The following is a 26,140-nucleotide window of genomic DNA, read 5'->3' as shown; positions in this document are numbered from 1 at the left end:
CGGAACCGAAATACTCCCTGGACACCTACTTCAATTTCGACCAGCCCGCGCCCGATTTCGGTCTGGGAGAACCGGCCGACCAGGGGCCCGCATCAGCGGCCGGGCAGGAACAGGCCGGCCGGCGCGGGCTGGATAACCGCTTGGTCGCCGACGCCGTGGCGAGATTCAGCGAGAATCCGGGGAAGACGGCGGCCGTCAATGTGTTGCGCCACCTGATCGGCAGCGAAGTGTTGCTCGATGCCACAGGTAACCCCGGGCACCCGGGCATCAGCGTCGTCGAAGTCCACGGTTCGCCGTCCGTGCTCGCCTTCACCTCGCAGGAGAAGCTGGCCGAATTCCGTGCCTCCACGGGCCGGCCCGGGGCGCCGGTATCCTGGGTCCAGCCCGGCGAGGAACTGTTGAAGTTCGTCGACGGCCACCGGGACATTGCCTACCTCTACATCAATCCCGCCGGCCCCGCCTGCGCCCTCGGTCGTCCGGAAATCAGCTTCGCGGCCGGGAGCCTGGCCAATGTCGGCCTGAAGCGGGCCGTGGCAAGCCAGGGCGCCACCGACGCCGTCGCCGAACAGCTCAAGCGGCCCGGCGCCGTCGTTCTGGCGGTTGACCGGCCGGACGAGGGTGGCTCCGACGGAGGCCCGATCCTGCTCAAGGGCCAGGACGGCGGGCCGATTCTTCCCGTCTTCTCGTCCGGGCCGGAAGTGGCCGCTTTCCGGCCGGCGGCGCGTTTCAGGGAAGTGCCGGCAACCTGGGCCATCGATATGCTGCGCCAGAGGCCCGAGCTGTCGGTGGTGGTGGACCCCGCCGGCCCGGAAGCGCTGCTCCGCGCCTCGGACTTCTGACATGGCAGCCCACCTGGGGCAGCTGGATGAAGCCCTGCTGACGACAGCTGCAGAGTGGTTCGGGGGCCGCAGTTCCCTGGCGGACGGCGCTTGGACCGTCCGGAACGACTACGGCGTCCGGATGTCCATCGCCGCCGAGGCCGACGGCTTCGTCTTTCGGGACGTCATCGCGCCCTACTGGCCCGGGAGACCGGAATACGTCCGCACCACGGACCCGGAGGCCCTGCTGCGCTGCCTGTTGTTCCGGGCGGCGTTCTGGCAGCGCAAACGCCGCGGCCTGCGCTTTCTGGCACTCTCCGACCAGGGGATGGATGACGCCGGCGGCTGGACGCTTCGCACCAAGCCGCACAAGTCGCCCGCCGTGCTCGAACGTACGGTACCCGGCGGCACCGTCACCGCCGGCTTTCCGGTGGCGCGCGACGCGCGGATCTTCACCCGGTATGCCGCACTTCCGCTGGAGTCCCTCGTGGTGTCACTCGTCGCGGCGGACGGTGCCCCGCTGTTCGGGCCGGGCAGGCCGGGCCACGTTCTCCAAGGGCTGCCGGGCCGGCTGGCGGAACTGCCGCCCGAACGGATGGATAAGGCCGCACAGTACGCCGCCATAGCCGAACCGCTGATCCGTGACGATCAGTGGGCGATCATGAACGCGGCCGGAGAGCGCACGACCGTCAGCGCGACCGCCGACGGGTACATCCTGGACTTTGAAATGCCGCACGACAACGCGGACCGGAAAAGGTCCTACGTGCGCACCGAGGACCCGGACATACTCACGCGTTGCCTGTTGTTCCTCAGCGGCCGGGCCAACCGGTTCCTGGAGGCAGCGGACGCCGGGGACGGTTTCCTGCCCTACACCGACCGATACGGTTGCCGGGTCGAGGACCCCGACCAGGCCTACCCCGTCACCCTCACCGGCACCAGCGAGCGGGGGGAGTTCCGGGCCTTCTTCCCGGCCGGCACCGGGGCGCGCCACCTGACCTATTACTCCGGGGCGCCCATCGAGGAGCTGCTGGCGTCGATCGAGTCGGACGACGGCTCGCCGCTGTTCGGTCCGGATCGGCTGGGAGCCGCCGGCTGAGGGCCGGACGATGCGGCAAGACTGACGAGCCGCACCGGTCCCTGGCCCCCGGCGACGCACGTCGGCGCCCGGGAGCCAGTGAGATACGCGGCACACTGTTAGGAGGGAAACCGGCGGGCATTTAGAATAGGAAACTGTGCGCTTATTGCGCAGGAGGATTCCCGAAGAAGAAGGACTGCCCGTGTCTAACTCTGCCGAGGCCATCACCCAGCGTCCCCTGAGGGTGGCTATCGTCGGCGCCGGACCAGCCGGCGTTTACGCCGCCGACATCCTCACCAAGGCGGAGCGGGATTTCGAGGTCAGCATCGACCTCTTCGACCGCTACCCCGCGCCCTACGGGTTGATCCGCTACGGCGTGGCCCCCGACCACCCTCGGATCAAGGGCATCGTCAACGCCCTGCACAAGGTGCTGGACCGCGGCGACATCCGCTTCCTGGGCAATGTCGACTACGGCCGGGACCTGACCCTGAGCGACTTCCGGCACTTCTACGACGCGGTGATCTTCGCGACGGGAGCCATCCAGGATGCCGAGCTGGACATCCCCGGCGTTGAGCTCGAAGGATCCTTCGGCGCGGCCGACTTCGTGTCCTGGTACGACGGCCATCCGGACGTGCCCCGCGACTGGCCGCTGGAGGCCAAGGAAATCGCGGTCATCGGCAACGGCAACGTGGCGCTGGACGTGGCCCGCATGCTCTCCAAGCACGCCGACGACCTGCTCAGCACGGAGATCCCGGACAACGTCTACCGCGGCCTGAAGAACTCTCCCGTCACCGATGTGCACGTCTTCGGCCGGCGCGGTCCGGCGCAGGTGAAGTTCACCCCGCTGGAGCTGCGCGAGCTTTCGCATTCGCGCGACGTGGACATCGTGCTCTACCCGGAGGACTTCGACTTCGACGAGGGCTCCGACGAGGCGATCCGCTCCAACAACCAGACCAAGACGATGGTCAACACCCTGACCAACTGGCTGGTGGAAGAACAGGACACCGGCGCTTCCCGCCGCCTGCACCTGCACTTCCTGCACACGCCCGTGGAAATCGTGGAAGGCAGCGGCGACGGCGCCGGGCACGTGGCGGCGATCAAGTTCGAGCGCAACGAGCTGGACGGCACCGGCAACGTCCGCGGCACCGGCGAAATCGTCGAATACCCGGTCCAGGCCGTCTACCGGGCCATCGGCTACTTCGGCTCCGAGCTGCCCGAGGTCGGCTACGATGCCCGCCGCGGCGTCATTCCCAACGAGGGCGGGCGCGTGCTCGACGAGGACGGCAACCCGGTGCCGGGCATCTATGCCACCGGCTGGATCAAGCGCGGGCCGGTGGGCCTGATCGGCCACACCAAGGGCGATGCGCTGGAGACCATCGGCTTCCTGCTCGAGGACCGGCTGGACCTGCCCGCGGCCTCCGATCCCGCCGAGGATGCCATCATCAAGCTGCTCGAGGAGCGAGGCGTCGCCTACACCACGTGGGAAGGCTGGCTGAAGCTGGATGCCCATGAGCGTGAGCTCGGGGCCTCCTTCGTCCCCGAAAACAACGACGGCGATGCTCCCGCCGTCGAGCGCGAGCGCGTCAAAGTGGTCCCGCGCGAAGAAATGGTGAAGATCTCGCAGCACTGATCCGCGGAACCGGGTACCCGGTTCCGCGCGGGGTGCCCGCCCGACCCGGCGCCGCGTCGGCGCGCGTTGTGCGGCGCGCGGCTAGCGCTTGAGGTAGAAGCGCAGGACGTCGCCGCCGGGAAGTTCCACGCGGACCTTGTCGTCGCCGGGCGTGCTGAGGCGGGCTTCGGGATAGGTGGAACGCAGGCAGCTGAGCAGCGCCTGGTAAGGATCCGGGAGACAAGCATCCGGTCCGGGCGGGCTTCCCGATTCCGGGCGGTGGAGCCAGGTCCGGAAGCGGCCGCCGCACCGCTGCAGCAGGGACTGTACTGGAGCCACCATCGCCATCCTCGCCCGCTTCACTGCCGGCCGCCGGCCGGTCTGATTCCGCGTTTCTGCCCTTTCGCCCAGTATGGGAGCCGGCGGCCCTTTATCTGCGAGGCGTCCCGGCATGTCGCGGAAGAACGGGTGTCGGGCCGGCAACGACTATGCTGAAGCCGAGCCGGTGGCCGCCGCGTCCACCGGCGTCCCGATCCGCGTCGGGCGCTTCAGGTCCCACGCAGAAGGAGGCAGGGCACACCGCATGGCCAGACCGCAGAACCCGCAGCGCAAGCCGCAGCTGCTCGAGGACATCCTGGCCTACCTGCAGGACAAGAACCTCGCGGACCTGTCCTTTCGCCCGCTCGCCGAAGCCCTGGGCATCAGCAGCTACATGCTGGTCTATCACTTCGGGCACCGGGAACAGCTGCTCGAGGAGATTGTGCAACGGGTCGAGGCCGATCTCTCCGCGCCGTCGCCGGAGCAGTTGGCCGGCCTGGCGGTTCCGGAGCTGCGGCAGTTGCTGCTCCAGGTGTGGGAGCACTCGCAGACCCCGCACAGCCGCGCCCTGCAGCGCCTGGGATTCGAAGCGGCCATCCAGCAGGCGGCCGCCCGGCACACCACCCATCCGGTGCCGCCGGCGCGACCGCCCGGGTTCGTCCGCTGGCGCGATGCCGCCACCGGGTGGCTGCGGGCCCGCGGGGCAGGGGAGCAGACGGCGGCGGCCGAAGGAACGCTCTTCGCCGCCGGCGTGTGCGGCCTGTGGTTCGGGCAGGTGGTTGCCGACCAGGCCGGGGAGCCGGCGGCGGCGTTCAACCTGCTCCTGGAACGTTTCTTGGCGGCCGCCGCCTGAGATCCGCGCGGCGCCGTGGTGACCCTGCGGGAGCCGCCGCCGGACGGAAGGGGCGCTCCGCCGTCGTGATTCGGCAGGGGCTCGCATACTCTGGGGGAGTGACGAACGATATACCGCTGAATGAAGAACAGACCCGACGCGTGGTTGCGCTCGCCATGGACCTGGCCCGCGAGGGTAAGACCGGTGAGCTCGCGGAGTTCCTCGACCACGGGCTGCCCGTGGACGCGCTGGATTCCGACCGCAACACCCTGCTGATGCTGGCCGCCTACCACGGGCAGGAAGAGACGGTGGGCATGCTGCTGGAACGCGGGGCCAACCCCGATATCCGCAACGTGCGCGACCAGTCCCCGATCGCCGGCGCCCTATTCAAGGGCGAGGACGCCGTGGTGTCCAGGCTGCTGGCGGCCGGGGCGGACCTGGATGCCGGCACCCCGAGCGCGCGCGATGCAGCCAAAATGTTCGGCCGCGAGCATCTGCTGGACAAGTAGCAATCCACTAAACGAAAAAACTGCCCGGAACCGGCCGCAAGGGCTGGTTCCGGGCAGTTTTATGCCGTAAGGCGGGGTGTTACGCCGAGTCGGTGTTCACATCGACCGGGGAGATCTTGCCGGCCTGCAGGGCCTCGATGGCCTTGCGCACGCCTTCGCCGTAGGCCGGGTCGGCCTTGGTGCAGTTGGCGATGTGGCGCTCGATGGTCGCCTGGGAGGCGCCGTCGATGGCACGGGCGGTGTTCTCGAACAGCACCTGCCGCTGCTCGGCGGTCATCTTCTCGCGGAAGAGGATGCCGGGCTGCTCGTAGTAGTTGTCGTCGTCCTCGCGGAAGTTGAACCGGTCGGCCACGGCGCCCACGGCCTGGGCCGGATCGCGGTAGGCCGGCTGTTCCTGCCAGCGGCCGTAGCCGTTGGGCTCGATGCCCGGGGTCGCGCCCTGGTTCCCGTCGACGCGCATGGCGCCGTCACGGTGGAAGGAGTTGACCAGCCCGGCGCCGCGCGGGTAGTTCACCGGGATCTGGTGGTGGTTGACACCCAGGCGGTAGCGCTGCGCGTCGCCGTAGGAGAACAGGCGGCCCTGCAGCATGCGGTCGGGGGAGAAGCTGATGCCCGGAACCACGTTGGCCGGGGTGAAGGCAGCCTGCTCGACGTCGGCGAAGTAGTTCTCCGGGTTGCGGTTCAGCTCCCACTCGCCAACCTCGATCAGCGGGTAGTCCTTCTTGGACCAGACCTTGGTCAGGTCGAACGGGTGGTACTTGTAGGTCTCCGCGTCGGCCTCGGGCATGATCTGGACCATGAGCTTCCACTTCGGGAAGTCGCCGCGGTCGATGGACTCGAGCAGGTCGCGCTGGTGCGACTCGCGGTCCACGCCGACCAGCGCGGCGGCCTCGGCGTCGGTGAGGTTCTTGATGCCCTGCTGCGTGCGGTGGTGGAACTTCACCCAGTAGCGCTCGCCGGCGTCGTTGATGAAGCTGTAGGTGTGCGAGCCGAAGCCGTGCATGTGGCGGTAGGACGCCGGGATGCCGCGGTCGGACATGACGATGGTGACCTGGTGCAGGGCCTCGGGCAGGTTGGTCCAGAAGTCCCAGTTGTTCTCGGCGCTGCGCAGGTTGGTGCGCGGATCACGCTTCACTGCGTGGTTCAGGTCCGGGAACTTCAGCGGGTCGCGGAAGAAGAACACCGGGGTGTTGTTGCCGACCAGGTCCCAGTTGCCCTCTTCGGTGTAGAACTTGACCGAGAAGCCGCGGATGTCACGCTCGGCGTCGGCCGCGCCGCGCTCGCCGGCGACGGTGGAGAAGCGGGCGAACAGTTCGGTCTTCTTGCCGACCTCGGAGAAGATCTTGGCCTTGGTGTACTTGGTGATGTCGTTGGTCACCGTGAAGGTGCCGAAAGCACCGGAGCCCTTGGCGTGCATGCGGCGCTCGGGGATGACCTCGCGGTCGAAGTGGGCCATCTTCTCCAGGAACCAGACGTCCTGCAGCAGCATCGGGCCGCGGGGACCCGCGGTCAGGCTGTCCTGGTTATCGGCTACGGGCGCGCCCGCAACAGTTGTCAACGGCTTGGTGTTATCAGCCATTTAGTTATCGCTCCTTGTCGGATCTTCCAATTGAAGGTCTTTCGTGGCAGTGCAGGCGGGGCAGGTGCCCCAGAAGGTGACCTCGGCTTCGTCGATCGCGAAACCGTGGCCCTCGGCCGCCGTTAGGCACGGTGCCTCGCCCACGGTGCAGTCGACGTCGGCAATATTGCCGCACGACCGGCACACCACGTGGTGGTGGTTGTCGCCGACCCGGGCCTCATAGCGCGCCGGGGACCCCGAGGGCTCAATCCGGCGCAGCAGCCGGGCGTCCGTCAGCGCCGCCAGCACGTCGTAGACGGCCTGCTTGGAGACGCCGCCGAGTTCGTCCCGCACCACACCGATGATGGTGTCGGCGTCGGCATGCGGGTGCGCGCGGACTGCTTCCAGCACCGCCGCCCGCGGACGGGTCACGCGCAGCGACGCCTCGCGCAACAAGTCCTCCGGATCCCTCATCTCGACCATGAAACGATTCTGCCACCTTTTTTGGACTGAGTCCAGAAAATTATCTGGACTCAGTCCAATCATTACGACGGCGGCGCCGACCGCCGGGAGACACCTCGCACGGGGCGCGCCGCCGCCGCGGCGCCGGCTGCAGGGCTCCCCACGCCCGGGCGCGCTGCCCGCCGGGCCGCCACGCCCGCTGCCGGGGCTTGAACCCCCGGGAAAGGTGCTGCGGGCAACTAGAATCTCCGCCATGCCCAAGTTGTTCGCCGATACGGCGCCGCTCAAGGAGAGCCCGGATTTCCGCCGGTTGTGGATCGGGACATCGCTCTCCGCGATCGGCGCGCAGTTGACGGCTGTGGCTGTAAGCCTGGAGGTCTACCAGCTCACCGGGTCGACCTTGGCGGTGGGCGGCGTCGGCGTCGTCGGGCTGATCCCGCTGGTGCTGGCCGGCCTCTACGGCGGCTCCGTGGTGGATGCCCACGACCGGCGCAAGGTAGCGCTCTATTCCGGCCTGGTGTTGTGGGCCTGCACCGCCGTGTTTGCGCTGCAGGCGTGGTTCAGGTTGGAACAGGTGTGGCTGCTGTACCTGGTGATCGCGGTGCATTCGGCCGCGGCCGGGCTCAACCAGCCGGCACGCAGCGCGATCGTGCCGCGGCTGGTCCGGCGCGAGATGCTGCCGGCAGCCAATGCCCTGACCATGATGACGTTCGGGCTGGGCATGACCATCGGTCCGCTGGCGGCCGGGGTGCTGGTGGCAGGGGTGGGCTTCGGCTGGACCTACACCCTCGACGTCCTCACCTTCACGGCGGCCATCTGGGCGGTGTTCAAGCTGCCGCCCATCCCGCCCGAAGGCGAGGTCCGGAAGGCCGGCCTGCGCTCGGTGGCCGAAGGCTTCCGGTTCCTGCGCACCCGTCCCAACATCCGCGTGACGTTCCTGGTGGACATGGCCGCGATGGTCCTGGCCCAGCCGCGCGCCCTGATGCCCGCCATCGGTGCGGTCATCATCGGCGGCGGCGAGGCGACGGCGGGCATCCTGCTGGCCGCTGTCGCCGCCGGGTCGTTCATCGCCGCGGTGTTCTCGGGGCCGCTGGGAGGCGTCCGCCGGCAGGGGCTGGCGGTGCTGTGGTGCGTGGTGGTGTGGGGGATAGCCGTCGCGGGGTTCGGCGCCGTCGTCGTCATGGCCGGGCAGACAAACGCCGCGGCCGCCGGGGACGTGAGCGGATGGCTCGTGCCGGCGGCCCTCTGCCTCGCGGCGGCAGGTGCGGCCGATACGGTGAGCGGCGTCTTCCGCAACACCATCCTGCAGGCGGCGACGCCGGACGCCATGCGCGGCCGGCTGCAAGGCATCTTCATCGTGGTGGTGGCGGGCGGCCCGCGGCTCGGCGATGCCGTCGCCGGCGGCGGCGGTCAGTGGCTGGGCGAAGGTTTTGCCGCGCTCGCCGGCGGTGTCGCCTGTGTCTGCGCCGTCGGGCTGCTGCACAGGTTCCAGCCGCGGTTCTCCCGCTACAACGACAGGCACCCCGAGCCCTAAGCGCCTGGGCGGAACATGGCGCCGGACTCCAGCGTTGGAATAAGTGACCGGTGGATACACTGAAAGACGGAGCCCTGTGCCTGCATGGCACGGGGCCGATGGGCGCGGGAGAGGACTCATAAGCGGTGCACAACCACTTCAATGGACTGAAAACGGCCGGCCTGCTCGGTGGGCTCTTTGCCCTCCTGCTGGCAATCGGCGCCCTGCTGGCCAGCGGGACCGGCAGCGCCAATTGGATCTGGATCATGGCCCTGATCGGCGTGGGCACAACCGCCTACAGCTACTGGAACAGCGACAAGCTCGCCATCCGCAGCATGCAGGCCTACCCCGTGACCGAAGCCGACCAACCGGGCATGTACCGGATCGTCCGTGAATTGTCTGCGCGGGCGAACCAGCCGATGCCCCGGCTCTACGTGTCCCCGACGATGGCCCCCAACGCCTTTGCCACCGGCCGCAATCCCAAGAACTCGGCTGTGTGCTGCACCGAGGGCATCCTGCGCCTGCTGGATGAGCGCGAATTGCGCGGCGTGCTGGGCCACGAGCTGATGCACGTCTACAACCGCGACATCCTTACCTCCTCCGTGGCCGCCGCGGTGGCGGGCGTGATCACGTCGGTCGCGCAGTTCCTGTTGTTCTTCGGCGGCCGCGACCGCAACGCCAACCCGCTTGCGCTGATCGCCATGTCGCTGCTGGCTCCGCTTGCCGCCATGCTGATCCAGATGGCCGTCAGCCGCACGCGCGAGTACGACGCGGACGAGGACGGCGCCACGCTGACCGACGATCCGCTGGCCCTGGCGTCGGCGCTTCGCAAGCTGCAGTACGGCACGCAGCAGGCGCCGCTGCCGCAGGACCAGAGGCTGGTCAACACCAGCCACCTGATGATTGCCAACCCGTTCAAGGGCGGCGGCGCGAAGAAGCTGTTCAGCACCCACCCTCCGATGGACGACCGTGTGGCGCGGCTGGAACGGATGGCCGGACGCCCGCTGGGCTACTGAGGCCGGCATGCGGCTGCTGCTGATCCGGCACGGGCAGACCCACTCCAACGTCCGCGGGCTGCTGGACACCGGTGCCCCCGGCGCCGAGCTGACCGACCTGGGGCATGCACAGGCGCGGGCGCTGCCGCAGGCGCTCGACGGCGAGCCGATCGACGCGCTGCTCGCATCCACCCTCGTGCGCGCCCGGCTCACGGCGTCCCCGCTGGCCGCCGCCCGGAAGCTTGAGACGGACGTGCGCGACGGGCTGCGCGAAATCTCGGCCGGCGAGCTGGAAATGCGCGGCGACCGCGATTCGATCATTGCCTACATGACCACGGTCTTCGCCTGGGCGGCGGGCGACCTGGAGCGCCGGATGCCGGGCGGCCCGGACGGCCACGAAACGTTCGGACGCTTCGATGCCGTGATTGAAGAAGCCCGATCCTCCGGCATCGGAACCCTGGCGGTGGTCAGCCACGGCGCCATGATCCGCAGTTGGGCCGGCGCGCGGGCGTCCAACCTGACGGTCCCGTTCGTGGCGCGGAACCAGTTGAGCAACACCGGGGTGGTGGTGCTCGACGGTGGTCCCGACGCGTGGGAGGCGCTCACCTGGATGGGCCAGGCCGTTGGCGGGCCCGAACTGGCCGACCCGCTCACCGACGGCCCGACCGCCGATCCGGTCAACCCCGGGAGCGTCCCCTCCGGCCCCGACTCCCGGGACTGACAAACAAAAAAACCGCGCGGACCCGGAGCGGCCACCGGCCGATGTCACACATCTGCCGACGGCGGTGTCCTGTCTCTGTAACCACACACGAGAGGGAGTTCACGGTGAGCGCTAAGCATCGGATTGTCATCATTGGGGCGGGCTACGCCGGAGTCATGGCCGCAAACCGGCTCGCCGGCAGCAAGGAGCTGGCGGGCAGGATCTGCGTGAGTGTCGTCAACCCTTCGGCGGACTTCGTCGAGCGGATACGGCTGCATGAGGTCGCGGCGGGAGGCCGGGAATCGGCCGCCGTTCCGATGGAGTCGCTGCTGCACCCGGAGGCCACCCTGGTGGTCGGCACGGCCTCCCGGATCGATCCCCGATTGCGCACCGTCCACTTCGACGACGGCCGGGCCGCGCTGGAGTATGACTTCCTGGTCTACGCTCCCGGCAGCGCGAGCCAACCCGTCCCCTCGGAATCAGTCGGCTTCACGCTGCAGGACGCATCCTCCGCCGCCCGCCTGCAGCACGCGTTGCAGCAGTTGGCTCCCGGCGCGGTCGTCAGCGTCATCGGTGGTGGCCTGACCGGCATCGAGGCAGCTGCCGAAATTGCCGGGGCGCTCCCGCGGTTGAAGGTGCGGCTGGTCTCGCGCGGGCGGACAGGTGCGGACCTGTCCGAGCGGGGCCGCCGAGCCCTGCTGGCACAGTTGGCGGACATCGGCGTCGAGGTCATGGACGGAACCCGGGTGGACCGGTCGGACGCGCAGCGCATCATCCTGTCGGACGGCACGGCCCTGTGCTCGGACTGCACCGTCTGGGCGGCCGGTTTCAGCGCTTCCGGCCTCGCCGAAGCGAGCGGGTTGGCCAACGATGACCGCGGCAGGCTGCTCGTCGACTCAACGCTGGCCTGCCCCGGGTACCCGGAGATCGTCGGCGCCGGAGACGCCGTCCGCGCCCAGGACACGGTGGCTTCGCACCTGCGGATGGGCTGCGCCGTGGCCATGCCCATGGGCGCCCACGCCGCAGAGAACGTCATCGCCCAGATCCGGCAGCGCTCCCCTCAGGAGTTGTCCGTCGGGTTCATGGTGCGCTGCATCAGCCTGGGCCGGCGGTCCGGACTTGTCCAGCCGGTGCATGCGGACGACACCCCGCGCCGGGTCGCCCTGGGCCGCAGGGGCAGCGCCCTGGTCAAGGAACAGGTGTGCCGCATGACCCTGTCGTGGATTCGGGGCGAGCTCAAACGCAGCGGTTCGTACAGCTGGCCCCGCGGGCCGCGCACCGCCGCTGCACGGTAACCGCAGCGCTCGGAGGGGGTCCGAGGGAGGGGGCCGCGTACTCGGTTTTTGCAGGCCTGCTTACCGGCGAGTGCGGGGCAAATACCCGGCTTCCGGCACGCAAATACGGGGATGTATTTGGCCCACTACTCGACTCTTGCGGATCCGCCTGAGTTCCGTTGCCCCCGGTTTAGTCCGCCTGTTAGTGTCGCCGGATCCGCGCCGCGCGGGGTTCAGTTGGGGGAAGAGAGTTCATCATGCGTTTTTCGTCATTGGTGGCCGCGACGACGTTGGGGCTCGTCGTCGCATTGGCGCCAGCCGGTCCGGCGCTCGCCGGCCCAGCCGAACGGCAGGCCGCCTGCACAGCGCTGGGCGGAACGCTCAGCGGCAACGGCAATAATCAAATCTGCACCGTCGAAACCGTCGTCGTAGGCCCGGATGTTCCGTCAGGCACTCCGACGACCACGTTCAGCCCGGACCGGCCCGTGGGCGATCCCGTCACCGTGGACACGTCGCTTCCAGCCCGGCAGCCGGATCCCACGGTGACAACCGAGGAGCGCAATGTCGGCGACGCGACCGTCGTCAGGACCGAGCGGGCCGGCACCCCGGTCGTGACCGAGGAAGAGCGCGATGCCGGCGAGGCCGTCAGCGAGGACGTCGTTGTTCCCGGCACTCCGACGTCGACAACCCGGACGGAGCGGGGCACGCCGACGAGCACCGAGACGCCCGCGACCACCAACTGCCGCAGGGTGAACAACGAGCGGGCGGCGAAGCCCGTGGAGAGATGCGAAAGGGCCGTCCTGACCACGACGACGACGCCCACAACGATCGTCACCACGACGACCACCCCGCAGGAACGGGTCACCACGACGACCCAACCGCGGGAAACGCTGATTACCACGACGACGCCGTTCACCGAGGTCTTCACCAGCACGCAGCAGCGTGAAATGTGCACCACCACGACCTACCAGACGGTGATCGCCACCGCGACGACGCAGCAGACGGAGCGCACGGCGACGACTACGCAGCCGACAACGCGGACCACCACCACGACGATCACCACGTTCAACTTCCCGCGCGGCACCGACGTCCCCACCCCCACCGGCGTGCCGGTGGTGACGCAGGAAACGGAACCAGGGACTCCTGTGGTGACCGAAACGGTGGTTCCCGGCACGCCGATCGTGACCACCGGAACCCGGCCGGGCGACGAGGAATCGGAGACCGAGTGCGCGCCGATCGCCCCCGTGGTGACGGTCACCGAAGGGGAAACGAGGCAGGAGGTTACGACGGCAACCGTGCCCGCAGAGCCGGTTGTCACCGTGACCCGTGAGGACATCGAACCGCTTGTCGTCGAGACCGAGGCCCCGGGGGCGCCGATCGTGACGACCGACGTCCGCAGCACCGGCGAGACCTGCTACAACAACCCCTCCAACGCAGAGCAGAGGAGCAACCGCTGCGCGGCGTAGCTCCGAACCCGTTTCACTGGCGCTGCCGCCTTCCCTCCGGGAGGGCGGCAGCGTCATGCGGTGTTGCCAAAGCTTTTAGGTGGCTAGAGCCCGTGCACCAGGAGGTTCCGGTGCGGTTGGAGCCAGCCTTTGGCCAATGCTGTTTTCGCGTCGTATCCGTCGGCGATCAGCTTGGCCTTGATTCCGGAGGCTTCGAGTCCAAGTGGGCCAGTATGCTCGAGCTGGCCACATCCGGCGGCATAAACACCGAATGCCGGGTTGTCCATGATCAAGCACATTTCGCGGGGGTCGGGGGTGTCCATCAAGGCGGCGTAGAACGCGTAGCCATCCTTTTCCGCCAGGAAACGTACGCTGTCCGAAACTACGCCCAGCCCTTCTAAGCGCTCCGCCGGTATTTCGTCCTCGGTACTGGAAGGGGCAGACAGCGCTGACACCCGGGGAGCCTGGTGGCTCGTGCAGCCTGCCAGCGCCAGCAGTACCGCGGCTGCAGCGCTCAGTCTGGTCAGCGTGTGCATGGTCTCCCCGTCTCGGCTGAAGCAATGTTTGCCTCACGCTAAGCGGGAAATGATCAGCATTGGACGAAACGAACGTTGCGATGCGGTAACTAAAGCACCGAGGGGTGGAAATTGGGCGCAATTGAGGAGCTTATGGCCGAGTCCAACGAACGTTGGGCTAAAGCGGCCAAAAGAGCCCAAGGGTTGGCGGACAACGGACTGGGCGCCGCCGTGAAGGTCTACTACACGCGATTCTGGCTAGTGGGCGTGATCGTCCTGGTCCCGATTGGTTCCCTGGCGGCGGCTCTGGCGTTTCGGGCTTCTTATGGTGACTGGCCAACGTACCTAACGTTCGGCTGCATGCTGGCGGGGCTAGGCACTCTGATCGGAGGTCTGATCTTCAACTCGAAAAGGGTCGTACCGGCAGCCGAATATGGAAACGTCGACGTGACCCTTTCGCTGACGAGCGAGGAACGAAAGCATGTCCGCCGGCAGGTAGCAGGCAAGGCGGCAGTCGTTCCGGAGCATCTCACGGTAACGCGCGGCGCGGCTGTGCAGATGCGAAAGGCTCTTGCGACGCAGCTGTTGATAATGCCGTTCTACCCTTTGGTTTTCATTCCGCAAGCCATCAACGGCGCCGGACGGAATGATCCATTCGGCTGGGTCTTTGCAGGCATTGTAGTTCTCTTCATGGTCGGGCTCCTATTTCTCATACGGGATTTCCGCCGCTCGGGTCAATTCCTCGCACGCACGGCTGATCAGCGTTGAGGGGGCCCTGCCATTCCGTCAACAGGGGAAGTCGCAGCAGGGCGGGTGGCGGCAGGGCCGATGACAAGACAAGGACCGCAGCCGCTGGTCTTACGGCTGCGGTCCTTGGCACTCCTACGGACTCTCTGCGGACTAACGCTTGGTAATCATGCTCTCACTGAGCGTTATGTACTGAGCTACCGGTAGTTAATGAACTGCAAGTCGACGTCCAGGTCGGAGCCCTTGAGCAGCGAAATGACTTCCTGCAGGTCGTCCCGGGACTTCGAGGTGACGCGGAGCTCGTCACCCTGGATCTGTGCCTTCACACCCTTGGGGCCCTCGTCGCGGATGATCTTCGAGATCTTCTTGGCCTGGTCCTGGGCGATGCCCTCCTTGACGCCGGCCTCGATCCGGTACTCCTTGCCGGAAGCGAACGGCTCGCCGGCGTCCAGCGACTTCAACGAGATGCCGCGCTTGACGAGTTTCGACTGGAGCACGTCCAGGACGGCCTTGACCCGTTCCTCGGAGTTGGCCTTCATCAGGATTTTTTCGCCGCTGAAGTCAACCTCGGCGCCGACTCCCTTGAAGTCATAGCGCTGCGCGATTTCCTTCTGCGCCTGGTTCAACGCGTTGGCGACTTCCTGCTTGTCCACCTTGCTGACGATGTCGAACGAAGAATCGCTGGCCATGGTTCCTCCTGGGTCGGGGCGTATGTGTCTTGCCACCAGCCTACTGAATCGCATCCGATGGCGCGGCTTTCCAGCTGGGACGCAGGTTCCGTCCATTGTTCCTTCATCCGGGTTGGCGAGAATCGAGAAGCCGTATCGACACCAATCTTCAGGAGAAGCACACACATGGCAGCCCGCCCGCAGTACATAGTCACTTCGATGAGGGTTGCCGCTGGTTCGTTCCTGACCGTAACGGCCGTCGCCACAGTGGTTGTGGTGGGCTCCGCGCCGGCCTCGGCGGCCACTGCCTCCCTGGCGTCCGCACAGGCGCCCGCCGCGGCGGCCGGCGCCGCGACGATGATCCGTCGGGACACCCAAGAGCTGGAGCGTGAACTCCGCCAGGACCTCGCGGCCGGAGCCGTCTTCGATGGTGCCACCGGCGATGGCGGGTTGGCAGGCCTGGGCGACCCGTCCAGCGCCGCGGGCGCCGACTCCAGCGCCGCGGGGGAGAGGAATGGTTCCGGGCCCGCTGCCAGGTTGGACGGCATCCGCCGCGAGATGGATCAGGCGGTGCGGATGCAGCTGGTCACCGCGGAGCAGGCAGAGCGGTTCGTCGGGCAGATGGAGGAGCGGATTTCCCGGGGTTTGTAGACCCCGCGGAGCCCGATTCGATTCTTGGACCGATCTTTGTGTAAAGTTGTCTTGCTTCCTCACGGGGAAGCGGTCTTCTTCTGAAGAAGGCGTTCGGCAGATTACCCGAGCGGCCAAAGGGGGCTGACTGTAAATCAGCTGGCATTGCCTACGGGGGTTCGAATCCCTCATCTGCCACCGAACGGGAAACCCCGTCTGACCAAGTGAATCACTGGTCGGACGGGGTTTTTCCGTACCTGCCGGCCATGCCGGCCGCCGCTGGTTCATTCCCCGGCACGGGGTTGGGGACCGGCGTCGATAGACTTAACCGCGGATGTGACCGGCGACGACCAACTGCCACGACGAGGAGTTTTCTTGCGACAATTCACCGCCCGCTTCGCGACGCCGGAGGAAATCGAGGCATGGGACAGCCATGTCACGGCCAACCCTAACGGCGGCAACATGCTCCAAGCCAAGGCCTACGCCCAGGTCAAGGCGGACCACGGGTGGAAGCCGCTGTACCTGGCGTATGAGACCGAGGACTACACCAGCTACAACCTGGTGTTGGAAAAGCACGTTCCGCTGCTGGGCAACTACTGGTACATGATCAAGGGTCCCGACGTCGCCTCGCCCGAGGACCTGCCCGGCATCTTCGAGGCCAACCGCAACTTCTGCCGGGAGCAGGCACGCGGCGTCTTCGCGATCCGGGTCGAGCCGGATGTCGAGGCCACGGACGGAACCCGCGCGCTTCTAGCGCGCGAAGGTTTGGTCAAGATGCCCGACCTGCAGCCGAATGACCACACCGCAATCGTCGACATCTCCCCGGAGCCGGACGTCGTCCTCAAGAGCTTCTCGTCCCGCGGGCGCAACGCCGTGCGCCGCGCCATCCGAGAGGGCGCCGAAGTGGTGACTGCCGAACCGACGGAAGAGAACTTCCGGGCGATGTTCAACCTGATGGGACAGGTGCAGCAGGGCCAGAAGAACGTGCAGGTCCGCTCTTTCGAGTACTTCAAGGCGTTCTGGGGCAACTTTATTGCCGCCGGGCAGGGCCGGCTGCTGTTCACGTACGAAGACGGCAAGCCGTCGGTGGGCGCGTTCGTGGTCAACTACGGACGCAAGGGCACCTACAAAGACGGCGGGTCGCTGCCGCGCCGGAAGCAGTACGGCGACTCCCACCTGATCCAGTGGACGGCCATGAACCAGCTCAAGGAGCTGGGCATTACCAGTTACGACCTGTGCGGGACTCCGCCGTCGTCGGAACTGAAGAACCCCGAACATGAGTACTACGGGCTGGGCCTGTTCAAGACCAGCTTCACCAAGACCATCACCGACTTCGTCGGCTGCTATGACCAGGTGATCTCCCCGTTGAAGTACAAACTGTGGTCCGCTGCCGGGGAAAAGATTGCCCGCGGGCTCTACGTGCGCCGCCGCCACCAGCCCTTCTACTGAGCGGCGCCGCCGGCCCGAGCGCCGGCACTTCGCAACAGCCCGCCCGCCCTGTAACCGCCCGGACAGCGAGTGTTCAGGCCGCTTCGGCCAGCGGCAGCGGGTGGATGTCCCAGAGGAAGCAGTACGTTTTCGGCCCGGAATGGTGCATCACGTTGTAGTACAGCCACTGCCAGGCAGTGGCGCCGTTATGGTCTGCCGGAGCAGGTGGACAGTCGGCTGGCGTGTACCACCGCCCTTCGCTCCAGATGCAGTGCAGGTCGCCCACATAGGTGGCCGCCGGGCCGGCGCCGGGCCTGCCGTGCGGCAGCCCGATCCTGCCCTTCAGCGCGGCGCCCTCGCCCACGGCGTACAGCTCGTTCCGTGACGGGTCGTGGGCAAACGGCAGGTGCTCCTCCAATTCGTCCATCACGGCGAGGCTCTTGGAAATGGCGGCGTCGAGTTCCAGTCCGTCGGTGACAATCAGGACGGTGAAGCGGTTCATGTCGAATCCTCCGGTCGCGGTTTCTGTGGAATCGACCTTAGGGATCGGGCCACGGCGGCCGGTAGCCCCTGCGGGGGATTGTGGATAACCCCGGGGCGCCGGCTCATGCGCTGAGCGAACAGGGGGCGACAGGCCGCAACCCCGCGCGTTAGCGTGGAGGTATGGCAACCATCGATCTCACCGAGGCCCAGTTTCCGCAGACCATCGAAGAGAACGACATTGTGTTCGTTGACTTCTGGGCCGACTGGTGCGGCCCGTGCAAGCAGTTTGCCCCCGTCTACGATGCCGCGTCCGAGGAACACGGCGACATCGTCTTCGCCAAGGTGGACACCGAAGCCGAGCAGGGCCTGGCTGCGGCGGCCGGCATCACCTCGATTCCGACCCTCATGGCCTTCCGCGAAAAGGTGCTGGTGTTCTCCCAGCCCGGCGCCCTGAACTCCAGCCAGTTCGGGCAGTTGGTGGACGCGGTCAAGGGACTGGACATGCAGGAAGTCCACGCCCAGGTGGCCGCCCAGCAGCAGGCGGCGCAGGACGGCCAGGCCTCCGAATAGCTACAACGGTCAGGACTCCAGAGGGGGCGGGGCGCATGACCTGCTCCCTCGGGCTTTAAGGCGAGCGGTGTTTCCGGCGTCAGTGCCGCGTCAGTGCCGCGTTAGTGCCGGCGGTGGTCCTGCGGCGCCAGCCGCGGCCCGAAGGCGGGCTTGCGGAAACCGCTCAGCACCAGCATCCGCACCACCCGCTGGCGGTGGCCCCGCCACGGTTCCAGGAGCTCGAGCATGCCGGCGTCGTCCGTCTTGCGTCCGGTGAGGGCGTAGCCGACGAACGCCGCCAGATGGAAGTCGCCCACCGACACCGAGTCCGGATCCCCGTGCGTGCGCTGCGCGGTCTCGGCCGCGGTCCACGGTCCGATCCCCGGGACGGTGCACAGCTTGCGGGCCAGTTCTTCGCCGGCCGGCAGCGACGCCAGCCGTTCCAGGGCGCCGGCCGAGGAACAAATCCGCATGATGGTGCCGGAGCGCTTCGAGTCCACCCCCGCCCGGTGCCAGTCCCAGGACGGGATGCGCCGCCATCCCTGCGCCGTCGGCGGGACCATGAGCCCGCTCGGTGCGGGCCCCGGCGCCGGAGACCCGTGCCGGCGGACGAGGTATTTGTAGGAGTAGCGTGCCTCGATGGTCGTGATCTTCTGCTCCAGGATCACCGGCACGAGCGCATCGATCATCCGCCCCGTCGCCGGCAGCCGCAGCCCGGGATGCCGCCGGCGCGGCTCACGCACCAGCCGGGGCAGGCCGGTATGGAAATCCGGGGTGTCGAACCCCGACCAGTCATCGTCCGCCCCCAGCAGCGCGGGGAGCCCGGCCAGCGCTTCCTCGGCACCCGGCCCCCAGGCCCGTCCCATGACGACGGCGATGCCCCGGCTGCCGTCGTGCCCTCCCGGACCGCGGGTGAGGCGCAGGGTTGCCGCGCCGGAGGAGGTGTTCAGCGTCAGCCAGGCACCGGCGTCGTCAACCCGGGCGGTGGGATCCTGCGTGCCGCGGGACAGGATGGACAGCGTTCCGCGCAGGTCATACGGCTCCGGAAACTCCACCAGTGCGGTGAGCCCGGTGCCGGGCGCGGTGGCGGTGGACAGCATGGATTAATCGTCCCACGCGCTCCGGACAGTTCTTTCACCCGGGCCTGTTCGGGCAAGACCCTTTTCGGGCAAGCAGCCGCGCAGGCGCGGCACACGGCGGCCGCAGGCGGGCCCCGGGCATGAACCCGTCTTACGCCGGATGTGCCCCCGGATACGCTGGCGGGTAGATTTGGGCCCATGAAATATGCCAATTCTGTTCTGGACCTGATCGGCAACACCCCGTTGGTCAAGCTGAACAAAGTGACCGAAGGTCTTGCCGCCACCGTCCTGGCGAAGGTGGAGTATTTCAACCCGGGCGGTTCGATCAAGGACCGCATCGCGGTGAAGATGATCGAAGAAGCCGAAAAGGACGGGCGGCTCAAGCCCGGCGGCACGGTCATCGAACCCACCAGCGGCAACACCGGGGTGGGTCTGGCCCTGGTGGCGCAGCAGAAGGGCTACAAGTCCATCTTCGTGACCCCGGACAAGGTGGGCCTGGAAAAGCGCGACGTGCTCAGGGCCTACGGCGCCGACGTCGTCGTCACCCCGACCTCCGTGGCGCCGGACAGCCCGGAGTCCTACTACGGCGTCTCCGACCGGCTGGTGACCGAGGTCGACGGCGGCTACAAGCCGGACCAGTTCAACAACCCGGCCGCGCCGGCCAGCCACTACGAGTCCACCGGCCCGGAGATCTGGCGCGACACGGACGGCCGGGTGACCCACGTGGTGATCGGCGCCGGCACCGGCGGAACCATCACGGGAACCGGCCGCTACCTCAAGGAAATTTCCGCCGACCGCCCCGGCGGTCCCGTGAAGATCATCGGCGCCGACCCCGAGGGCTCGGTCTACTCGGGTGGCAGCGGACGGCCGTACTTCGTCGAGGGCGTCGGCGAGGACATGTGGCCGGACAACTACGACAAGTCGGTTCCGGACGAAGTGCTGGCCGTCAACGACGCCGAGGCCTTCGCGATGACCCGGCGGCTGGCCCAGGAAGAGGGGCTGCTGGTCGGCGGTTCCTCCGGCATGGCCGTGGTGGCAGCGCTCAAGGTGGCCGAGGGGCTGGGGCCGGACGACATCGTGGTAGTGATCCTGCCGGACTCCGGACGCGGCTACCTGGGCAAGATCTTCAACGACGACTGGATGAAGTCCTACGGCTTTATCGCCGGCGGAGACGAAGCGACCGTGGGCGAGGTGCTGCGGGGCAAGAGCGGCACGCTGCCCGACCTGGTCCACACCCATCCCTACGAGACGGTGCGCGACGTCATCGGGATCATGAACGAGTTCGGCGTCTCGACCCTGCCGGTGCTCTCGCAGGAGCCGCCGGTGGTCATGGGCGAGGTGGTCGGCGCCGTGAACGAACGCGAACTGACGGCCAAGCTGTTCAAGAACGAAGCGAAGCTGACAGACAAGGTCGGCGACCATCTGGGCGCGGCGATGCCGCTGGTCGGGGCGCTGGAACCGGTCTCGGCCGCCCGCGAGAAGCTGCAGGCGGTCGACGGCGTGCTGGTGACGTTGGCCGGCGCCCCGGTGGGCGTGCTGACCCGCCACGACCTGCTGTCCTACCTGACGAGCTGAAGGAGAGAAGAATGAGCGCAGAGAACAACCAGGGCTTTAACACCCGCGCCGTGCATGCCGGCCAGGTGCCGGACGAGGCCACCGGCGCGGTGGTGCCGGCGATCTACCAGTCTTCGACCTACGCGCAGGACGGCATCGGCGGGCTGCGCAACGGCTACGAATACGGCCGCGGCACCAACCCGACCCGCGATTCCCTGCAGGTGCAGCTGGCGGCGGTGGAGGGCGGCAAGCACGCCTTCTCCTTCGCCTCCGGGCTGGCAGCCGAAGATGCGCTGATCCGTGCCCTGCTGTCCCCGGGCGACCACATCGTGCTGGGCAACGACGCCTACGGCGGAACCTACCGGCTCATTGACCGCGTGCTCGGTGCCTGGGGGATCGGACATACCGTGGTCGATATGTCCGACGAGTCGGCCGTGGCCGCCGCGGTCAACGAGCACAAGGCCCGGTTCCTCTGGGTAGAGACCCCGTCCAACCCGATGATGAAGGTCACCGACATCGCCGCCCTCGCCGAGCTGGCCCACGCCGCCGGCGCGCTGCTGGTCGTGGACAACACCTTCGCCTCTCCGTATCTGCAGAACCCGCTGGCCTTCGGCGCCGACGTCGTGGTGCATTCGACCACCAAGTACATCGGCGGACATTCGGACGTGATCGGCGGGGCCGTGGTGCTCAACGACGACGCGCTCGCCGAGAAGGTTGGTTTTGTGCAGTTCGCGGTGGGGGCCGTCTCCGCGCCGCTGGACGCTTTCCTGACCACCCGCGGGCTGAAGACGCTGGGCGTGCGGATGGACCGGCACTCGGCGAACGCCCAGGCCGTGGCCGAATGGCTGCAGGGCCGGGCCGAAGTCGAGGCGGTCTACTATCCTGGCCTGCCCGACCACCCCGGCCACGAGCTGGCCAAAAAACAGATGCGCGGCTTCGGCGGCATGGTCTCCGTTTCCTTCACGGGCGGCGAGGCGGCGGCCCGCAAGGTGGCCGAGTCCACCGAGGTGTTCACGCTGGCGGAATCGCTGGGCGGCATCGAGTCGCTGGTCAACTACCCTGCGGAGATGACCCATGCCTCGGTGAAGGGCACCGAACTGGCGGTGCCGGAGAACCTGATCCGGCTGTCGGTGGGCATCGAGGACATCGATGACCTGATCGCGGACCTGGAAAAGGCCTTCGGCCAGCTCTAGTCACCCATGGAGGCGGCGGTACCGGCAGGCCGGTCCGCCGCCTCTGGCGCGTCCGGGGCCGGAAGAGAATACTGTGTCCATGGATGCGAACAAGCAGTACCCTCCGGCCAGCGTCGTCGCCGGTCTGCAGTCGCGCAAGGCCCACGAACTGATCGAGTTCCTGACCGGGGCCATGGGATTCATCGAGCATGCACGGTTCGAGGAGCATGGCCTGGTGGTGCACGCCGAGTTGCTCTGGCCCGAGGGCGGGATGGTGATGGTCTCCAGCCACGCGGAGGGGACCCTGTGGGCCCGGGAACCCGGTTCGGCCCAGCTGAACGTCTACACCCGCGACCCGGACGGTGCGTACGAGCGCATGAAGGCGGCCGGGGCGTCGATCATCCGGGACCTGCAGGACACCGACTACGGCGACCGAGGCTTTGGCATCAACGACCCGGACGGAAATCTGTGGGCCATCGGAAAATACCGAGGGCAACCGCTGCCTGCCGACTCGGCCAAGGAACAGGACGTCAGCTACGAGGGCCACGCCTGAGCCAGCACCGGACGCACTTATGATTGCCCCATGAAATCCGGATCCCTGCTGGCCCTCTGCCGGCTGCACGCCTTGAAGCCCGATGCCAGCAAGGTGGGAATCACCGGGATCGACAAGCGCCCGGTCGACGGACGGGTGCCGGTCCACCCGATGGGGCTGCGCGCCGATGTCCAGGCGGATCGCAAAAACCACGGCGGAGAGCTCAAGGCTCTCTACGCCTATGCCCAGGAGGATGCCGACGCGTGGTCGGCCGAGCTCGGGCGCGACATCGCGCCGGGGCTGTTCGGCGAGAACCTGCGGACCACCGGCCTGGACGTCAGCGGGGCGCTGGTGGGGGAGCGGTGGCAGGTGGGCCCCGACGTCGTCGTCGAAGTGACGATGCCGCGGATACCGTGCGCCACCTTTGCCCGCCACATGGGCGAGCCCCGGTGGGCCAAGCGTTTCCTGCACAAGGGGTTGCCCGGCGCCTATCTCAAGGTCATCGCCACCGGCTCGCTGGCGGCCGGTGACAGCATCGAGGTCTTTTTCCGCCCGGCGCACGGCGTCAGCGTGGCCGACTCCTCGCTGGGGCTCAGCCCCGGGCAGGCGCAGGCGCTGCGGGCCTCCGAGACCAGTGGGGAGATTGCGCTGCACGGCAACGTCGCCAAGGCCGTCCGGAGGGTTCTGGATCGGGGCAGGCTCTACGCCTGAGGACGCAGGCCGCGCTCCTCGGACCCCGGTTGTCCGGCGCCGCCCCAGGCCGTAGGCTTTATGCAACTTGTTGTGCAAAGGAGTGCATCGTGGCCGTGGCCTACCCGAAGTTGTTCGAACCGCTGGACCTCGGCTTCACGGTCCTGCCCAACCGGGTGCTGATGGGGTCCATGCACGTCGGGCTGGAGGAACTGCCCGGCGGCTTCGAGCGCATGGCCGCCTTCTACGCCGAACGCGCGCGCGGCGGCGTCGGGCTGATCGTGACGGGCGGCTTCGCCCCCAACGCGGCCGGCCGGCTGCAGCCCGGCGGCGCCATGATGACGACGGCGGAGGAGGCCGCCCGCCACACGATCGTCACCGGCGCCGTCCACGCCGCAGGTGGGCGGATAGCGCTGCAATTGCTGCACGCCGGACGTTACGCCGCGCATCCCGAGCCGGTAGCGCCCAGCCCGCTGCAGGCCCCGATCAGCCCGTTTACGCCCCGCGGGCTCAGCGAACCGGAGATCGCGCAGACCATCGAGGACTTCGCGGACGCGGCCGCGCTGGCCCGCGCAGCAGGATACGACGGCGTCGAAATCATGGGGTCCGAGGGCTACCTGATCAACGAGTTCATCGCCGCCCGCACCAACCGGCGGACCGACGGCTGGGGCGGCAGCTACCGGAACCGGATCCGCTTCCCGCTGGAGGTTGTCCGCCGGACCCGCGAACGGGTGGGCGGGGATTTCATCATCATCTACCGCCTGTCCATGCTGGATTTGGTGGAAGGCGGCTCCACCTTCGAGGAAGTCGCCGAACTGGCCCGCGGAGTCGAAGCGGCGGGGGCCACCATCATCAATACCGGCATTGGCTGGCACGAATCCCGCGTGCCGACCATCGCCACCTCGGTCCCGCGCGCCGGCTTCTCCTGGGTCACCCGCCGGCTGATGGGCGCCGTCGGAATTCCGTTGGTAGCCACCAACAGGATCAACAGCCCCGATACCGCCGAACAGTTGCTGGCCGACGGATACGCCGACATGGTGTCCATGGCCCGCCCGTTGCTCGCCGACCCGGCATTCGTGCTCAAGGCCTCGCGCGGACAGGCCGACGAGATCAACACTTGCATCGCCTGCAACCAGGCCTGCCTGGACCACACCTTCGTCGGCAAGACCACCTCCTGCCTGGTCAATCCGCAGGCCTGCCATGAGACCGAACTGCTGATCGTGCCCGCCGCCGCGCCCAAATCGCTGGCCGTGGTCGGGGCCGGGCCGGCCGGGCTGGCCTGTGCCGTCACTGCGGCCAGGCGCGGGCACCGCGTCACCCTCTTTGAAGCGGCGGACGGCATCGGCGGCCAGTTCAACCTGGCCAAGCAGATTCCGGGCAAGGAAGAGTTCCACGAGACCATCCGCTATTTCAGCCGCCAGCTGGAACTGCTCGGCGTGGAGGTGCGGCTGAAGACCCGGGCCACCGCGGCGGCCCTGGCCGAAGGCGGGTTTGACGAGGTCGTCCTCGCCACCGGCGTGCTGCCGCGGGTCCCTGACCTGGACGGCGTGGACCACCCGAGCGTGCTCGGCTACCTGGACGTGCTGCGCGACCACCGGCAGCTCGGTGAAACCGTGGCGGTGCTGGGCGCCGGCGGCATCGGCTTCGACGTCAGCGCGTACATCACGCAGGCCGGTCCCAGCGCCACCCTGGATCCGGGCCGGTTCCGCGAGCACTGGGGGGTCGACGACGACCCCGCGGCGCGCGGCGGCCTGGCCGCTCCGCGGCCCGAACGCCCGGCCCGCAGCGTTTACCTGCTGCAGCGCAAGGAATCCAAGCTCGGCGCCGGGCTGGGCAAGACGACCGGGTGGATACACCGGGCCGAGCTCAAGAGCCGCGGGGTGCAGATGATCCCGGCCGTGACCTACCGCAGGATCGACGACGACGGACTGCACCTGACCGTCGACGGCACCGACACGGTGCTCGCCGTCGACAACGTGGTGCTCTGCACCGGCCAGGAGCCGCAGCGGGAGCTGCAGGAGGCGCTCGAAGCTGCGGGGCTGCCGGTCCACCTGGTCGGCGGCGCCGACGTGGCGGCCGAACTCGACGCCAAACGCGCCATCAACCAGGCGACCCGTCTGGCCGCGGCGCTGTAACGGAGCGAGCCCTCATGTCCTTGCCGCACGCCATCCTCACCGCCCTGCTGGAGCGGCCCGGGTCCGGGGCGGAACTGGCCCGCCGCTTCGACAAGTCGTTCGGCTTCTTCTGGCCGGCGACGCACCAGCAGATCTACCGCGAGCTCGCCAAGCTGGAACAGAACGGCCTGGTCGAATCAACGGGCCGCGACTCCAGCCGCGGGCGCGCCAGGGAGTACCAGGTCCTTGCCGTCGGCCGGGAGGAACTGCGGCGCTGGACCGACGAACAGCAGAACCCCCGCCCCGTCCGGGAAGAGCTGATGATCCGCCTCCGCGCCTCCTCGGTGCTCGGAGACGTCCCGATCCACGGCGAAATCGAGCGGCATCTGGGCCTGCACCGCGCGCAACTCGCGGCCTACCGCCAGCTCGACCAGCGGGGCACCTGGACCGACGCCAACCGGCTGCAGCGGGCCGTGCTGCAGGCAGGCATCATGTTCGAGCAGGCCTGGATCGAGTGGGCCGAGCAGACCCTGCAGGGGGAGTAGGAGCACGACCCGGGGCTCGGCGCCGGGTGCCCCGCTGTGCCAAAGGTCACCGCCCGCCGTCGTGCTCCCCGTCCCCGCCCACCCGGAGCGTGCCGTACACTGGATACATCCCCCACTGTCGGTATTCCCTTAGTTCTGCGCGATAATGCCGTTTACGGTCTTGTCGAAGCGTCTGATTGTGTGTGGGCCCGCCTCTATGCGGCGGGCAGTTTCATGTTTGGGAGCGCCGGCTAAAGAAAACGCCGCCAGGTCTCTCCGCAGCTTGCGGGTGGCCAGCGAAGCGGCGGAAAGCCCTGCCACGGGATTGTAATAGCGCCGGGCTTTGA

27 protein-coding genes and 1 tRNA gene are annotated in these 26,140 nt (G+C 68.0%); 21 read left to right on the top strand and 7 right to left on the bottom strand.

Annotated features, from left to right (window positions below; genetic code table 11):
• The 3 genes from AC5RW2_RS31515 to AC5RW2_RS31505 all read left to right on the top strand — a co-directional run.
• A partial coding sequence (locus AC5RW2_RS31515; protein WP_494074921.1) for an SseB family protein occupies window positions 1–839 on the top strand: 839 nt, incomplete at its 5' end.
• A 1-nt stretch (window position 840) separates the two neighbouring features.
• Complete coding sequence (locus AC5RW2_RS31510) at window positions 841–1,914, top strand: hypothetical protein (RefSeq protein ID WP_494074920.1); 1,074 nt, start codon at window positions 841–843, stop codon at window positions 1,912–1,914.
• Between the two features lie 181 nt (window positions 1,915–2,095).
• Entirely contained in the window at window positions 2,096–3,523 is a 1,428-nt protein-coding gene (locus tag AC5RW2_RS31505) for an FAD-dependent oxidoreductase (RefSeq protein ID WP_494074919.1), read from the top strand.
• Between the two features lie 81 nt (window positions 3,524–3,604).
• On the opposite strand, the gene AC5RW2_RS31500 is transcribed toward AC5RW2_RS31505, so the two are convergent.
• Window positions 3,605–3,844 carry a hypothetical protein gene (locus tag AC5RW2_RS31500; protein WP_494012779.1) on the bottom strand — a complete coding sequence of 80 codons (240 nt, stop codon included), beginning with the start codon at window positions 3,842–3,844 and terminating at the stop codon, window positions 3,605–3,607.
• 109 nt (window positions 3,845–3,953) lie between these two features.
• Here AC5RW2_RS31500 and AC5RW2_RS31495 point away from each other — a divergent pair, with 109 nt between their 5' ends.
• Both AC5RW2_RS31495 and AC5RW2_RS31490 read left to right on the top strand, forming a co-directional pair.
• Window positions 3,954–4,673 carry a TetR/AcrR family transcriptional regulator gene (locus tag AC5RW2_RS31495; protein ID WP_494074918.1) on the top strand — a complete coding sequence of 240 codons (720 nt, stop codon included), beginning with the start codon at window positions 3,954–3,956 and terminating at the stop codon, window positions 4,671–4,673.
• Window positions 4,674–4,828: 155 nt separating this feature from the next.
• A complete protein-coding gene (locus AC5RW2_RS31490; RefSeq protein ID WP_494074923.1) occupies window positions 4,829–5,161 on the top strand; it encodes an ankyrin repeat domain-containing protein in 333 nt (110 codons plus the stop codon).
• 79 nt (window positions 5,162–5,240) lie between these two features.
• Here the strand turns inward: AC5RW2_RS31490 and AC5RW2_RS31485 are convergent, their stop codons facing one another.
• Together AC5RW2_RS31485 and AC5RW2_RS31480 are read right to left on the bottom strand one after the other, a co-directional pair.
• Complete coding sequence (locus AC5RW2_RS31485; protein WP_494074917.1) at window positions 5,241–6,740, bottom strand: catalase; 1,500 nt, start codon at window positions 6,738–6,740, stop codon at window positions 5,241–5,243.
• Window positions 6,741–7,202 carry a Fur family transcriptional regulator gene (locus tag AC5RW2_RS31480; protein WP_494000561.1) on the bottom strand — a complete coding sequence of 154 codons (462 nt, stop codon included), beginning with the start codon at window positions 7,200–7,202 and terminating at the stop codon, window positions 6,741–6,743.
• Between the two features lie 232 nt (window positions 7,203–7,434).
• Here AC5RW2_RS31480 and AC5RW2_RS31475 point away from each other — a divergent pair, with 232 nt between their 5' ends.
• From AC5RW2_RS31475 to AC5RW2_RS31455, 5 genes are all read left to right on the top strand, one after another.
• The gene (locus AC5RW2_RS31475; RefSeq protein ID WP_494074916.1) at window positions 7,435–8,715 is read left to right on the top strand and encodes an MFS transporter; all 1,281 of its coding nucleotides are present in this window, start codon (window positions 7,435–7,437) and stop codon (window positions 8,713–8,715) included.
• 125 nt (window positions 8,716–8,840) lie between these two features.
• Complete coding sequence (gene htpX, locus AC5RW2_RS31470) at window positions 8,841–9,710, top strand: zinc metalloprotease HtpX (protein WP_493979860.1); 870 nt, start codon at window positions 8,841–8,843, stop codon at window positions 9,708–9,710.
• 7 nt (window positions 9,711–9,717) lie between these two features.
• Entirely contained in the window at window positions 9,718–10,410 is a 693-nt protein-coding gene (locus AC5RW2_RS31465; protein WP_494074915.1) for a histidine phosphatase family protein, read from the top strand.
• A 104-nt stretch (window positions 10,411–10,514) separates the two neighbouring features.
• A complete protein-coding gene (locus AC5RW2_RS31460) occupies window positions 10,515–11,684 on the top strand; it encodes an NAD(P)/FAD-dependent oxidoreductase (protein WP_494074914.1) in 1,170 nt (389 codons plus the stop codon).
• 236 nt (window positions 11,685–11,920) lie between these two features.
• Entirely contained in the window at window positions 11,921–13,129 is a 1,209-nt protein-coding gene (locus AC5RW2_RS31455) for a hypothetical protein (protein ID WP_494074913.1), read from the top strand.
• A gap of 83 nt (window positions 13,130–13,212) precedes the next feature.
• Here the strand turns inward: AC5RW2_RS31455 and AC5RW2_RS31450 are convergent, their stop codons facing one another.
• Complete coding sequence (locus AC5RW2_RS31450; protein WP_494074912.1) at window positions 13,213–13,644, bottom strand: hypothetical protein; 432 nt, start codon at window positions 13,642–13,644, stop codon at window positions 13,213–13,215.
• Window positions 13,645–13,776: 132 nt separating this feature from the next.
• Between AC5RW2_RS31450 and AC5RW2_RS31445 the strand changes: the two genes are divergently transcribed.
• Window positions 13,777–14,391 (top strand): hypothetical protein, encoded by a 615-nt coding sequence (locus AC5RW2_RS31445; protein WP_494074911.1) that lies wholly within the window; start codon window positions 13,777–13,779, stop codon window positions 14,389–14,391.
• 176 nt (window positions 14,392–14,567) lie between these two features.
• Here AC5RW2_RS31445 and AC5RW2_RS31440 read toward each other — a convergent pair whose 3' ends face one another.
• Window positions 14,568–15,059: a YajQ family cyclic di-GMP-binding protein gene (locus AC5RW2_RS31440; RefSeq protein WP_494000553.1), complete on the bottom strand. Its 492-nt coding sequence runs from the start codon at window positions 15,057–15,059 to the stop codon at window positions 14,568–14,570.
• Between the two features lie 198 nt (window positions 15,060–15,257).
• On the opposite strand from AC5RW2_RS31440, the gene AC5RW2_RS31435 reads away from it, so the two are divergent.
• The 3 genes from AC5RW2_RS31435 to AC5RW2_RS31425 all read left to right on the top strand — a co-directional run bounded on the left by AC5RW2_RS31435 (window position 15,258) and on the right by AC5RW2_RS31425 (window position 17,117).
• A complete protein-coding gene (locus tag AC5RW2_RS31435) occupies window positions 15,258–15,689 on the top strand; it encodes a hypothetical protein (RefSeq protein ID WP_494074910.1) in 432 nt (143 codons plus the stop codon).
• 95 nt (window positions 15,690–15,784) lie between these two features.
• Window positions 15,785–15,866 (top strand) — tRNA-Tyr (locus AC5RW2_RS31430).
• A gap of 177 nt (window positions 15,867–16,043) precedes the next feature.
• Window positions 16,044–17,117: a lipid II:glycine glycyltransferase FemX gene (locus tag AC5RW2_RS31425; RefSeq protein ID WP_494074909.1), complete on the top strand. Its 1,074-nt coding sequence runs from the start codon at window positions 16,044–16,046 to the stop codon at window positions 17,115–17,117.
• A gap of 73 nt (window positions 17,118–17,190) precedes the next feature.
• Here AC5RW2_RS31425 and AC5RW2_RS31420 read toward each other — a convergent pair whose 3' ends face one another.
• A complete protein-coding gene (locus AC5RW2_RS31420; RefSeq protein WP_494012769.1) occupies window positions 17,191–17,598 on the bottom strand; it encodes a hypothetical protein in 408 nt (135 codons plus the stop codon).
• 161 nt (window positions 17,599–17,759) lie between these two features.
• On the opposite strand from AC5RW2_RS31420, the gene AC5RW2_RS31415 reads away from it, so the two are divergent.
• Window positions 17,760–18,149: a thioredoxin family protein gene (locus AC5RW2_RS31415; RefSeq protein WP_493989424.1), complete on the top strand. Its 390-nt coding sequence runs from the start codon at window positions 17,760–17,762 to the stop codon at window positions 18,147–18,149.
• 101 nt (window positions 18,150–18,250) lie between these two features.
• Here the strand turns inward: AC5RW2_RS31415 and AC5RW2_RS31410 are convergent, their stop codons facing one another.
• Window positions 18,251–19,228: a DNA-3-methyladenine glycosylase family protein gene (locus tag AC5RW2_RS31410; RefSeq protein ID WP_494074908.1), complete on the bottom strand. Its 978-nt coding sequence runs from the start codon at window positions 19,226–19,228 to the stop codon at window positions 18,251–18,253.
• Between the two features lie 177 nt (window positions 19,229–19,405).
• Between AC5RW2_RS31410 and AC5RW2_RS31405 the strand changes: the two genes are divergently transcribed.
• The 6 genes from AC5RW2_RS31405 (at window position 19,406) to AC5RW2_RS31380 (ending at window position 25,814) form a co-directional block, all read left to right on the top strand.
• Window positions 19,406–20,782 (top strand): cystathionine beta-synthase, encoded by a 1,377-nt coding sequence (locus AC5RW2_RS31405; RefSeq protein ID WP_494074907.1) that lies wholly within the window; start codon window positions 19,406–19,408, stop codon window positions 20,780–20,782.
• Between the two features lie 11 nt (window positions 20,783–20,793).
• Window positions 20,794–21,954 carry a cystathionine gamma-synthase gene (locus AC5RW2_RS31400; RefSeq protein ID WP_494074906.1) on the top strand — a complete coding sequence of 387 codons (1,161 nt, stop codon included), beginning with the start codon at window positions 20,794–20,796 and terminating at the stop codon, window positions 21,952–21,954.
• 79 nt (window positions 21,955–22,033) lie between these two features.
• On the top strand, window positions 22,034–22,486 hold the full coding sequence (locus tag AC5RW2_RS31395) for a VOC family protein (protein WP_494000545.1): 453 nt from the start codon (window positions 22,034–22,036) through the stop codon (window positions 22,484–22,486).
• Window positions 22,487–22,516: 30 nt separating this feature from the next.
• Window positions 22,517–23,176 (top strand): MOSC domain-containing protein, encoded by a 660-nt coding sequence (locus tag AC5RW2_RS31390; protein WP_494074905.1) that lies wholly within the window; start codon window positions 22,517–22,519, stop codon window positions 23,174–23,176.
• An 89-nt stretch (window positions 23,177–23,265) separates the two neighbouring features.
• On the top strand, window positions 23,266–25,290 hold the full coding sequence (locus tag AC5RW2_RS31385) for an FAD-dependent oxidoreductase (protein ID WP_494074904.1): 2,025 nt from the start codon (window positions 23,266–23,268) through the stop codon (window positions 25,288–25,290).
• 14 nt (window positions 25,291–25,304) lie between these two features.
• Window positions 25,305–25,814 (top strand): PadR family transcriptional regulator, encoded by a 510-nt coding sequence (locus tag AC5RW2_RS31380; RefSeq protein WP_494074903.1) that lies wholly within the window; start codon window positions 25,305–25,307, stop codon window positions 25,812–25,814.
• Window positions 25,815–26,140 lie beyond the last annotated feature (326 nt).

Source organism: Arthrobacter sp. B0316-1-20, from assembly GCF_059091865.1.
This window is presented reverse-complemented; position numbering and strand designations above follow the sequence as displayed.

Coding starts and splice junctions, on each gene's coding strand:
- AC5RW2_RS31510 (WP_494074920.1), top strand. CDS start 841: ATGGCAGCCCACCTGGGGCAGCTGGATGAAGCCCTGCTGACGACAGCT.
- AC5RW2_RS31500 (WP_494012779.1), bottom strand. CDS start 3,844: ATGGTGGCTCCAGTACAGTCCCTGCTGCAGCGGTGCGGCGGCCGCTTC.
- AC5RW2_RS31495 (WP_494074918.1), top strand. CDS start 3,954: ATGTCGCGGAAGAACGGGTGTCGGGCCGGCAACGACTATGCTGAAGCC.
- AC5RW2_RS31490 (WP_494074923.1), top strand. CDS start 4,829: ATGGACCTGGCCCGCGAGGGTAAGACCGGTGAGCTCGCGGAGTTCCTC.
- AC5RW2_RS31485 (WP_494074917.1), bottom strand. CDS start 6,740: ATGGCTGATAACACCAAGCCGTTGACAACTGTTGCGGGCGCGCCCGTA.
- AC5RW2_RS31480 (WP_494000561.1), bottom strand. CDS start 7,202: ATGGTCGAGATGAGGGATCCGGAGGACTTGTTGCGCGAGGCGTCGCTG.
- AC5RW2_RS31475 (WP_494074916.1), top strand. CDS start 7,435: ATGCCCAAGTTGTTCGCCGATACGGCGCCGCTCAAGGAGAGCCCGGAT.
- AC5RW2_RS31465 (WP_494074915.1), top strand. CDS start 9,718: ATGCGGCTGCTGCTGATCCGGCACGGGCAGACCCACTCCAACGTCCGC.
- AC5RW2_RS31455 (WP_494074913.1), top strand. CDS start 11,921: ATGCGTTTTTCGTCATTGGTGGCCGCGACGACGTTGGGGCTCGTCGTC.
- AC5RW2_RS31450 (WP_494074912.1), bottom strand. CDS start 13,644: ATGCACACGCTGACCAGACTGAGCGCTGCAGCCGCGGTACTGCTGGCG.
- AC5RW2_RS31445 (WP_494074911.1), top strand. CDS start 13,777: ATGGCCGAGTCCAACGAACGTTGGGCTAAAGCGGCCAAAAGAGCCCAA.
- AC5RW2_RS31440 (WP_494000553.1), bottom strand. CDS start 15,059: ATGGCCAGCGATTCTTCGTTCGACATCGTCAGCAAGGTGGACAAGCAG.
- AC5RW2_RS31435 (WP_494074910.1), top strand. CDS start 15,258: ATGAGGGTTGCCGCTGGTTCGTTCCTGACCGTAACGGCCGTCGCCACA.
- AC5RW2_RS31420 (WP_494012769.1), bottom strand. CDS start 17,598: ATGAACCGCTTCACCGTCCTGATTGTCACCGACGGACTGGAACTCGAC.
- AC5RW2_RS31415 (WP_493989424.1), top strand. CDS start 17,760: ATGGCAACCATCGATCTCACCGAGGCCCAGTTTCCGCAGACCATCGAA.
- AC5RW2_RS31410 (WP_494074908.1), bottom strand. CDS start 19,228: ATGCTGTCCACCGCCACCGCGCCCGGCACCGGGCTCACCGCACTGGTG.
- AC5RW2_RS31405 (WP_494074907.1), top strand. CDS start 19,406: ATGAAATATGCCAATTCTGTTCTGGACCTGATCGGCAACACCCCGTTG.
- AC5RW2_RS31400 (WP_494074906.1), top strand. CDS start 20,794: ATGAGCGCAGAGAACAACCAGGGCTTTAACACCCGCGCCGTGCATGCC.
- AC5RW2_RS31395 (WP_494000545.1), top strand. CDS start 22,034: ATGGATGCGAACAAGCAGTACCCTCCGGCCAGCGTCGTCGCCGGTCTG.
- AC5RW2_RS31390 (WP_494074905.1), top strand. CDS start 22,517: ATGAAATCCGGATCCCTGCTGGCCCTCTGCCGGCTGCACGCCTTGAAG.
- AC5RW2_RS31380 (WP_494074903.1), top strand. CDS start 25,305: ATGTCCTTGCCGCACGCCATCCTCACCGCCCTGCTGGAGCGGCCCGGG.